This window comes from Halorussus salinus (genome assembly GCF_004765815.2).
GTDB lineage: Archaea > Halobacteriota > Halobacteria > Halobacteriales > Haladaptataceae > Halorussus > Halorussus salinus.
In genome coordinates this window covers 737473-745088 of the sequence record NZ_ML974128.1, presented here as the reverse complement: position 1 = coordinate 745088, position 7616 = coordinate 737473, and the positions used below count along the sequence as shown (strand labels likewise).

Here is a 7616-nt window from a genome sequence, read left to right as displayed (position 1 = left end):
ATGGCTAAATCGGACTCCGATAGCAATGGCCTCCGGCAGGATCAACCGGAATGGTTGCCGAGCGCGTAGTGGCTCGGTGGGTTTCTGGCGGAGACACATGTATCGTGTCTATCTTCTAATGGTCCGTTAGTTCAACGACACCGGTCGTAACCGACCGAGTGTCACCGAACTACCAGGGCTAACATCAGATTCCATCGTATACGGCGGACCGCAGGGGTGGAATCCTCATTTCCTTCGGACCCGAACGTTGAGTTCGATTGGTCTTAAACCCATCGAACCTCGCTCAGTCCGAGACTGCGAAACGAATCGAACGTTTCGCAAATCACGTCGTGTCTTTCGCTGCATTACGGTTCAATGTGCCCGTATCATTTAAGGGCGTCGAACCGTGTGCGTCCTTCGGTGGGAAGACCCCCGAAGGTTCGTCACATCCAATCCGAGTACCCTCTTACACTTAAGGGCATCGGATTGAGTGTCTCGCGAGCGTCGGTAATCGCAGGACGCCGCGTCTACTCAGTCCAAGTCCCCCAGTACAGTTAAGGGCTACGGATTGGTGTCGATTGCGAGAATCGGCGTAGACGCCGTAAAAAGGCGTCGTTTTTCGCCGATTCCCGGAGGCCCAAACCACCGGACCTCGTTCGCATTCCAACGAATGGCCGGGTTACATTTAAGACCGTCGAATCAGAGCGTCAGTGGGTAACGTTTTCACGAGGAGGGAGAACGTCTTCCACACCAGTAATCGAAACGTGTCGATAAAACGAGTGAACCCCAAATCAGTGCCGACGGGATACGCCGGATTACGACGCTCCACACCTGCGCGTGAAGAACCGAGGAGAACCGCCCGAAACACTCCGGAAGAGCATCGAAAGAAACGACCGGCGGCTTACCACGTCAGACCTTCGTAGGTCAGACCGTCGCGTCGCGAGACGACGTGACGGCCGTCCACGACGACGGGACGGGCCATCGCGTCGAACTCCGAGTCGAGCGTCGCGAACTCGTCCCAGTCGGTGACCACGAGCGCGCCGTGTGCGTCCCGAAGTGCATCGGCCGCGCTATCGGCGTAGGTCACGTCGGGGAAGCGTTCGCGCATGGTCTCGACTGCGACCGGGTCGTACGCCGCGACCTCTGCCCCGAGGTCGTCGAGTCGTTCGATGACCGGGATGGCGCGCGAGTTCCGAATATCGCCGGTACCGGGCTTGAACGACAGTCCGAGGACCGCGACTCGCTGTCCCTCGATGTCCACGTGGTCGGTGAGTAACTCGACCATCCGGCTCGGTTGCTCGTCGTTGACGGAGACGACGGCGTCCAGCAGTTCCGGTTCGTACCCCGACTCGCGCGCGGTGTCGATGAGCGCGGCGGTGTCCTTCGGGAAGCACGACCCGCCCCAGCCGACCCCCGACCGGAGGAATCGCTCGCCGATGCGGTCGTCCATCCCGATAGCGTCGGCCACTTCGTAGGCGTCGATGCCGAACTCCTTGCAGACGTTGCCGAGTTCGTTGATGAGGCTGATCTTCGACGCGAGGAAGACGTTGTTGGCGTACTTGACCATCATCGCCGTCTCGGGGTCCGTCTCGACCACGTTCGCGTCGCTGTCGGCGACGAGCGGCGCGTACACCGCCCGGAGTCGGTCGGTCGCCCAGTCGGAGTCGGTGCCGAAGACGATCTTCTGGGGGTCGAGGAAGTCCTCGACGGCGGACCCCTCGCGCTGGAACTCGGGGTTCGCGGCCATCTCGACGTGGTCGCGCGCACTGCCCGCCCCGTCGAGAACCGCGTTCCGTAACTCCTCGACGTTCGGCGGCGTGACGGTACTCTTGACGACGACGAGGTGACGGTCCGTGGTATCGCGAAGCGCCTCGCCGGTCATCTCGGCCGCGCTCAGGAGCGGTCCCGTGTCGATGCTCCCGTCCGACTGGGAGGGCGTCTGGACGGCGAGGAACGTCACGTCCGCCTCGGCGAGGTCGTCGTAGGAAGTCGTCGCGGAGAGGTTCTCCCCGACGTGTTCCGCCAACAGGTCGTCCAGTCCGGGTTCGTGTATCGGCGACTCGCCCGTGTTGATGGCGGCGACGACCTCCTCGTCGATGTCGATGGTCGTCACCTCGTGACCGAGGTCCGCGAGACAGGCCCCCACCGTCGTCCCGACGTAGCCGCTACCGATGATGTTGATTTGCACGTTTGACAGCACCTCGGCGCGTCACATCAGGGTTACGGGTGAGAGGAGACCGTCGCCGAGAGAACGGATTCAGTAGTCGCCGAGGACGCCGAGTCGTCGCGCGCGCCGGGTGGCGTACTCGAAGACGGCGTAGCCGAGCGCCACGTAGCCGACCGCGGTGGCGACCAGAACCCCGAGGTCCGCGAGCGGGAACTCCCAGAGCCGAACACCGTCGACCATCGCGCGCTGGAGCATCGAACTCCCGAGCGCGAGCGGGAGGAACTTGGTCCACCCGAGTCCGAACGCCGGAGCCGAGATGAGAATGATAAACCCGAACTGGAGGAGGTTGAGCCAACTCCCGATGCGCTTGTAGAGGACCGTGACGCCCCCGGCCGCGAAGCCCAGTCCCAGTACCGAGGCGACGCTCAGGACCGCGACCGGGACGATGGTCAGCACGTCGATGGTGAGCGTCGTCCCGGTCACGAGCAACATGGCGATGAGGATAACCGACGAGGTGACGAACGTCCGGACGAGTTTGGCGACCCCCTTCAGGAACGCGACCGGCGCGAACCCGAACGGCGTCATGACGTGGCGTTCGAGCGTCCCCCACTGGACTTCGCTCCCGATGTCGTTGGAGATGGCCGAGTAGGCTCCGACCGAGAGCGTCCAGAGGAAGTAGCCGACGACGATGCCCTCGATGGAGTCGGTTATCGCTTGCCCCGCGAGCATCCGGCCGCCGTAGAACAGCAGGCCGAAGAAGAACAGCGAGACGACGATGCCGCCGATGGCGTTGGCGGGGTAACGCACGAACAGGAGATACTCCCGGTAGAGGACCATCTTCGCGAGTTGCAGGTAGCCCGCGGGTCGCGGTGCAGTCACTTCGCTCGCGTCGCCCGTCTCGCCCGGAGCATCGCGTCGCAGGTCCGTCATCGCTCGTCGCCTCCCGTCAACTCCACGAACACGTCTTCGAGGTCCCAATCGACGGTCTCGACCCTGTCGAGGGTCACGTCGCGGCTCCGCAGGAACGCCGTCAGCGCGTAGAACCCATCGCTGTCGGTCGCCACCTCGACGCGGGTCCGGTCGCCCATCTCCTCGACGCCAGCCACCTCGAATCGGTCCCGCAGGTCGGCCACTACCGTCTCGTCGAAGTCGGGACTCGTGACGCGGTAGCCCCGCGCGTCGAAGCCGCGGAGCAGGTTCCCCACGCTGTCGTCGGCGATGACCCGGCCCTCGTTCATGATGACCACGCGGTCGCAGATGTCCTCGATAACGTCCATGTCGTGACTGCTCACGACCACGGTGAGGTTGCGCTCGGCGACGATGCGCCGGAGTTCCCGCCGGAGCGTCAGCGAACTCTCCACGTCCAGCCCGAGGGTCGGCTCGTCCAAGAACACCACGTCGGCCTCGCTGGCGAGGACGCTGGCCAGCGACACCTTCTGTTTCATCCCGCGCGAGAGGCTTCGGACCGGTTGGTCGGCCGCGTCCGCGAGGTCCAACTTTGCCAGCAGTCGCTCGTGACGGTCGGCTATCGAGTCGGGGTCTACCCCGCCGATGGTCGAGAAGTACCGCAGATTTTCGCGGACGGTAAGCCGCCAGTAGTCGTTTCGTGCGCCCTCTAACATTGCATCAACGTGCGCGTACGCGCGACGAGGCTGGTCGTACACGTCGATGCCGTGAATCCGGACCGACCCCTCGTCGGGAAGCACCATCCCCAGAATCGACTTGATGGTCGTCGTCTTCCCCGCGCCGTTGGGGCCGAGCAACCCGACGACAGACCCGCGCTCGACCGTGAACGAGACCTCATCGACCGCGGTCACCGCCTCCGGACCGCTCCCGAACCGCTTGCGGAGTCCCTCGACGGCGATAGCTGGCGACGCCCCGGCGTCCGGAGGAGTCCCCTCCACGGCGGACTGCTCGCCCCCGAACTGCGCTCCCCCGGACTCCTCGGGACGCTCCCGATTCTCCTGTATCGTCATTATCAGTCGTAGGGGTCTGACGAGTAAAAGCACAGTCACCGCTCGACGGTGACGAAGTACCGAAATGTCGCCCGGAACACTAACCTCCAGCGTCATCCCGTGGCGGCGTGCCGAGTCTGCTGGCAAACCCTCGTGCCGGGCGTGCTGTTCGGGGTGCAACCCGCTATGTCGCGTACCCGGGTTCTCCGCGCTGTCATCGCTCCCGAGTGGGACTGCTCGGGCGGGGACTTGAGGTACGCACACGTCGGTAGACGCTCGGGGGATTAAGGGGTTCCGACGGCGTTCGACGGACCCGACAGCGTGCGTTCCGCGGCGACCCGACGACCTCAGGACCCGACTCGACCGGCGGGTCGGAGTCGAGCGTCGGCCGCTCGAACCGCGCCAAGACCCGACTACCTAATCCTTTAGGTACCGTGCTTTTTGCCCCGGAGTTTGCAGTAGCACTTGCATGATGGATACGGATGCTCCGGACGTGACCGACGGCCACGCTGGGGGGAACCGTGGCATCTCTCCCGCACTCGACGCCACGCTCGATCTCCTCTCTGACAAGCGGCGTCGGTACGTCCTCTACTCCCTTCGAGAACAGAGCGGCTCGATGTCGGTCGAGGAGTTGGCCGAACAGGTCGCATCGTGGGAGGAGGGCGAGGTGGACACCCAGCTCGTTCTCGCCGACCTCTACCACAGCCAGCTCCCGCGCTTGGACGAAGCGGGAGCGGTCGCCTTCGACGCCGACGAGGGGTACGTGACGCTCACCGAGAACAACGGGATGCCGCTCGCGACGTACCTCGACCTCGCCGCCGCCGAGGAGAACGTCGCTTGAGCGACGACCGACGACCGCCCGCACCACCGACTGCCCGACACCGCCGTCCGAACTCGCGCCCGACGCCCTCTCCGCCGCGAGACTCACCCCGAGACGGTCGTAGCCTCCTCGACCGCTCGGTGGGACCCCGCCGAACTGTCCGGTCGGACTTCCACCGGACTGCCCGGTCAGACCCCGTCGAACCGTCCGGCAACGCACTCGCCCCGCTCGCCGAGACTCCGAACGACCCCGCCAGAGTCGGTCCCCGCCGACGCACTCGGCCCTCCGAATCGACGCTTGCTCCTCTCGCATCCGCGGTCTCTCGATTCGCTCGTTTGCTCTCGTCTCAGTTGACCGCTCTTCGCGCAGTTGACGACCCTCCTCTCAGTTCTCGGTCACCTCGCCGACGCTCTCGGTGATGTCCTCGTCGACTCGCCAGAGGTAGAGGCTCGCGTAGCTCCGGTACGGTGCCCACCGCTCGGCGGTCTCGACCATCTCGGCGCGGGTCATCTCGGCGTCGAACAGGCGCTCGACTCCCTTCCGGATGCCGAGGTCGCCGACCGGGAACACGTCGGGTCGCCCGAGCGAGAACATCAACTGCATGTTGGCGGTCCACGTCCCGACGCCCTTGATGGACGTGAGTTCCGCCAGCACCTCGTCGTCGGGGACGCCAGCGAAGTACTCCCGCGAGTACCCCTCTTCGAGGAACGCCTCGGCGACGTTCCGGACGTACTCGGTCTTCTGGCGCGAGAGTCCGGCCTCCCGAAGGAGTTCGGGGTCGGCCGCCAGCATCTCCTCGGGAGTCGGTTCCACCCGGTCGAACAGTCGCTCGCGCGTGGCCGCGGCGGAGGCCATCGACACCTGCTGGCGGAGGATGGAGACGACGAACCGCTCGTAGAAGTTCTCGGCCGGTTCGATGGTCATCGGTCCGTACTCGGCGACCAGCGGTCCGAGGTGGTCGTCGCCCCGGAGCGCGGCGATTGCTTCGTCGGTCATTCGGCGACTCGTAGGGACCGGAGCAAGATGAGCGTGTGGCCTTCCGGTCAGGTCGAGTTCGGAAGCGGGGTGGACTCACTCCATCACGACTGCGTGGAACGATTCGGCGACGCGGGGAAACAGCGCGGCCGCGAGCGCACCGACGAGGAGCGCGAACCCGACCGTCGCCAGCGAGGGCCACGGCGACCCGGTCACCGAGGAGGCGACCGAAACCCCGAGCGCACGCCCGCCGTAGGCCGCTAGCGCGAGCGCGGCGTTGTAGTAGAGTACCCGGAGGACGACCAGCCACGGCGTCACGGCCACCCACCCCGGCGCGTCCGTCGCCAGCGGCGTGACCCACCCGCCGCGAATCACCGCCCCGACCCCGACCGTCGTCAGCCACGCGACCAGCGCCGCGGTCTTGAGTCCGACCCACTCGTTGCCCCCGGAGACGAGGACGACCGCGAGGAGGGGCAGACCGAACACGGACACGTCCGCGAAGACGTAGGTCACGTCGTCTAGGAACACCCCGACGCCGTCCTTCTCGTCGACGCTCCCCTCGCCCCACCCGGACCACGACTGGCGGCGGCGACTCGTCGCGGCGCGGGTCTGTCTGGCGGGTCGGTCGGTCATGACGGTGAGAACACGACGGCTACGGCCAAAAATTTGGGGTTAATCCTTCGGATGCGGAACCGACGTTTTGTCGTCGGTGAACTCGAATTTGAGGACGACCACGAACGCGAAGAAGGCAAAGAGCAGACCCGAGACGAGACCTGCGGTACGAAGTGCCGAGCGGACGGTCACCACGTCGAGTGTCACGGGAGCGTTGAGAACGGTCGCCGACGGAGCGAACAGATGGCCGAGGAGGTACGCGCAAATCCAGCACAGTCCACCGAAGACGGAGAACAGGAAGGCCTTCCAGACGGCGAGTTTGTAGTACTGTCGCCGATAGACGTACAGGCCCCAGCTTCGGATGTACTTCAGTGGCAGATCGACTTCGTCCACCGTCCGGATTCCCGGCTGTCGGTCCTTGAGCGGTTCGATGAACTGGATGCGAATCTTCCGTTTGATGTCCTCTTCCAAGTCCGAGAGCCACGAATTGACGCGGCTACCGTATCGAACGAAAAACTGGACGCCGAGTGCCGTCACCGTCAGCGCGGGGACGAACCCCTGAACGAACAGACGGACGAGTTCGCTGTCAGTCACGCTGGGGCACCTCCGGCGCTCGGACCTGCGAGACCAGCACGTAGCCGAGGAGCGCACCCGCGAGGACGCCGTCGGGTCCCGACATCACGAATCCGATACCGGCCCCGCAGGAGAGACCGACGACCGTCAGAGCGACCCGTTCGCTACGGGACGGCACGGACGGTTCGAGCGTTTCGAGTTCGGCTTCGACCGACGAGTCCGTCGGTAGGTCGAGCAGTTCGAGGAACGCGCCCAACTGTTCGTCTATCGCCTCGACACGGGTGTCGTCGCCGCTCTCGACCGCTCGCTCACGGAGTTCAGAGAGGCGTCGTACGTCGGCCGCGGTCAGCGCCGACGCGGGCGTCTGCATCAACCGGTCGTACTCGCCCGCTCGCGGACCGGACGGCGCGGGGTCGCGTACGCTACTGCCGGGCGTGTCAGGACCGTGTTCGCCTCCCGACGCACGCTCGGTGTCGATGTGAGCACCCGTGCTTCTCATCGAAAACATATTATAATAGAGAGAAGTATAATATTT

Annotated in this window: 8 protein-coding genes; 1 reads left to right on the top strand and 7 read right to left on the bottom strand. The window is 65.0% G+C overall.

Annotation, left to right across the window (positions count from 1 at the left end; genetic code table 11):
- Nucleotides 1–880: 880 nt before the first annotated feature.
- From aglM to EPL00_RS11840, 3 genes are all read right to left on the bottom strand, one after another.
- Nucleotides 881–2167 carry a UDP-glucose 6-dehydrogenase AglM gene (aglM, locus tag EPL00_RS11850; RefSeq protein WP_135852514.1) on the bottom strand — a complete coding sequence of 429 codons (1287 nt, stop codon included), beginning with the start codon at nucleotides 2165–2167 and terminating at the stop codon, nucleotides 881–883.
- A gap of 69 nt (nucleotides 2168–2236) precedes the next feature.
- Complete coding sequence (locus tag EPL00_RS11845; protein WP_135852515.1) at nucleotides 2237–3076, bottom strand: ABC transporter permease; 840 nt, start codon at nucleotides 3074–3076, stop codon at nucleotides 2237–2239.
- Nucleotides 3073–4122: an ABC transporter ATP-binding protein gene (locus tag EPL00_RS11840; RefSeq protein WP_135852516.1), complete on the bottom strand. Its 1050-nt coding sequence runs from the start codon at nucleotides 4120–4122 to the stop codon at nucleotides 3073–3075. The genes EPL00_RS11845 and EPL00_RS11840 overlap by 4 nt, the downstream gene beginning before the upstream one ends.
- 448 nt (nucleotides 4123–4570) lie before the next feature.
- Here EPL00_RS11840 and EPL00_RS11835 point away from each other — a divergent pair, with 448 nt between their 5' ends.
- On the top strand, nucleotides 4571–4942 hold the full coding sequence (locus tag EPL00_RS11835) for a DUF7344 domain-containing protein (RefSeq protein WP_135852517.1): 372 nt from the start codon (nucleotides 4571–4573) through the stop codon (nucleotides 4940–4942).
- A 363-nt stretch (nucleotides 4943–5305) separates the two neighbouring features.
- Here EPL00_RS11835 and EPL00_RS11830 read toward each other — a convergent pair whose 3' ends face one another.
- The 4 genes from EPL00_RS11830 to EPL00_RS11815 all read right to left on the bottom strand — a co-directional run bounded on the left by EPL00_RS11830 (nucleotide 5306) and on the right by EPL00_RS11815 (nucleotide 7580).
- Nucleotides 5306–5917, bottom strand: coding sequence for a DNA-3-methyladenine glycosylase family protein (locus tag EPL00_RS11830; RefSeq protein WP_135852518.1), 612 nt, complete (start codon nucleotides 5915–5917; stop codon nucleotides 5306–5308).
- Nucleotides 5918–5992: 75 nt separating this feature from the next.
- The gene (locus EPL00_RS11825; protein ID WP_135852519.1) at nucleotides 5993–6529 is read right to left on the bottom strand and encodes a hypothetical protein; all 537 of its coding nucleotides are present in this window, start codon (nucleotides 6527–6529) and stop codon (nucleotides 5993–5995) included.
- A 39-nt stretch (nucleotides 6530–6568) separates the two neighbouring features.
- Nucleotides 6569–7102 (bottom strand): hypothetical protein, encoded by a 534-nt coding sequence (locus tag EPL00_RS11820; RefSeq protein WP_135852520.1) that lies wholly within the window; start codon nucleotides 7100–7102, stop codon nucleotides 6569–6571.
- The gene (locus EPL00_RS11815) at nucleotides 7095–7580 is read right to left on the bottom strand and encodes a hypothetical protein (protein ID WP_135852521.1); all 486 of its coding nucleotides are present in this window, start codon (nucleotides 7578–7580) and stop codon (nucleotides 7095–7097) included. The genes EPL00_RS11820 and EPL00_RS11815 overlap by 8 nt, the downstream gene beginning before the upstream one ends.
- Between the last annotated feature and the right edge of the window lie 36 nt (nucleotides 7581–7616).

Coding starts and splice junctions, on each gene's coding strand:
- EPL00_RS11845 (WP_135852515.1), bottom strand. CDS start 3,076: ATGACGGACCTGCGACGCGATGCTCCGGGCGAGACGGGCGACGCGAGC.
- EPL00_RS11840 (WP_135852516.1), bottom strand. CDS start 4,122: ATGACGATACAGGAGAATCGGGAGCGTCCCGAGGAGTCCGGGGGAGCG.
- EPL00_RS11830 (WP_135852518.1), bottom strand. CDS start 5,917: ATGACCGACGAAGCAATCGCCGCGCTCCGGGGCGACGACCACCTCGGA.
- EPL00_RS11835 (WP_135852517.1), top strand. CDS start 4,571: ATGATGGATACGGATGCTCCGGACGTGACCGACGGCCACGCTGGGGGG.
- EPL00_RS11825 (WP_135852519.1), bottom strand. CDS start 6,529: ATGACCGACCGACCCGCCAGACAGACCCGCGCCGCGACGAGTCGCCGC.
- EPL00_RS11815 (WP_135852521.1), bottom strand. CDS start 7,580: ATGAGAAGCACGGGTGCTCACATCGACACCGAGCGTGCGTCGGGAGGC.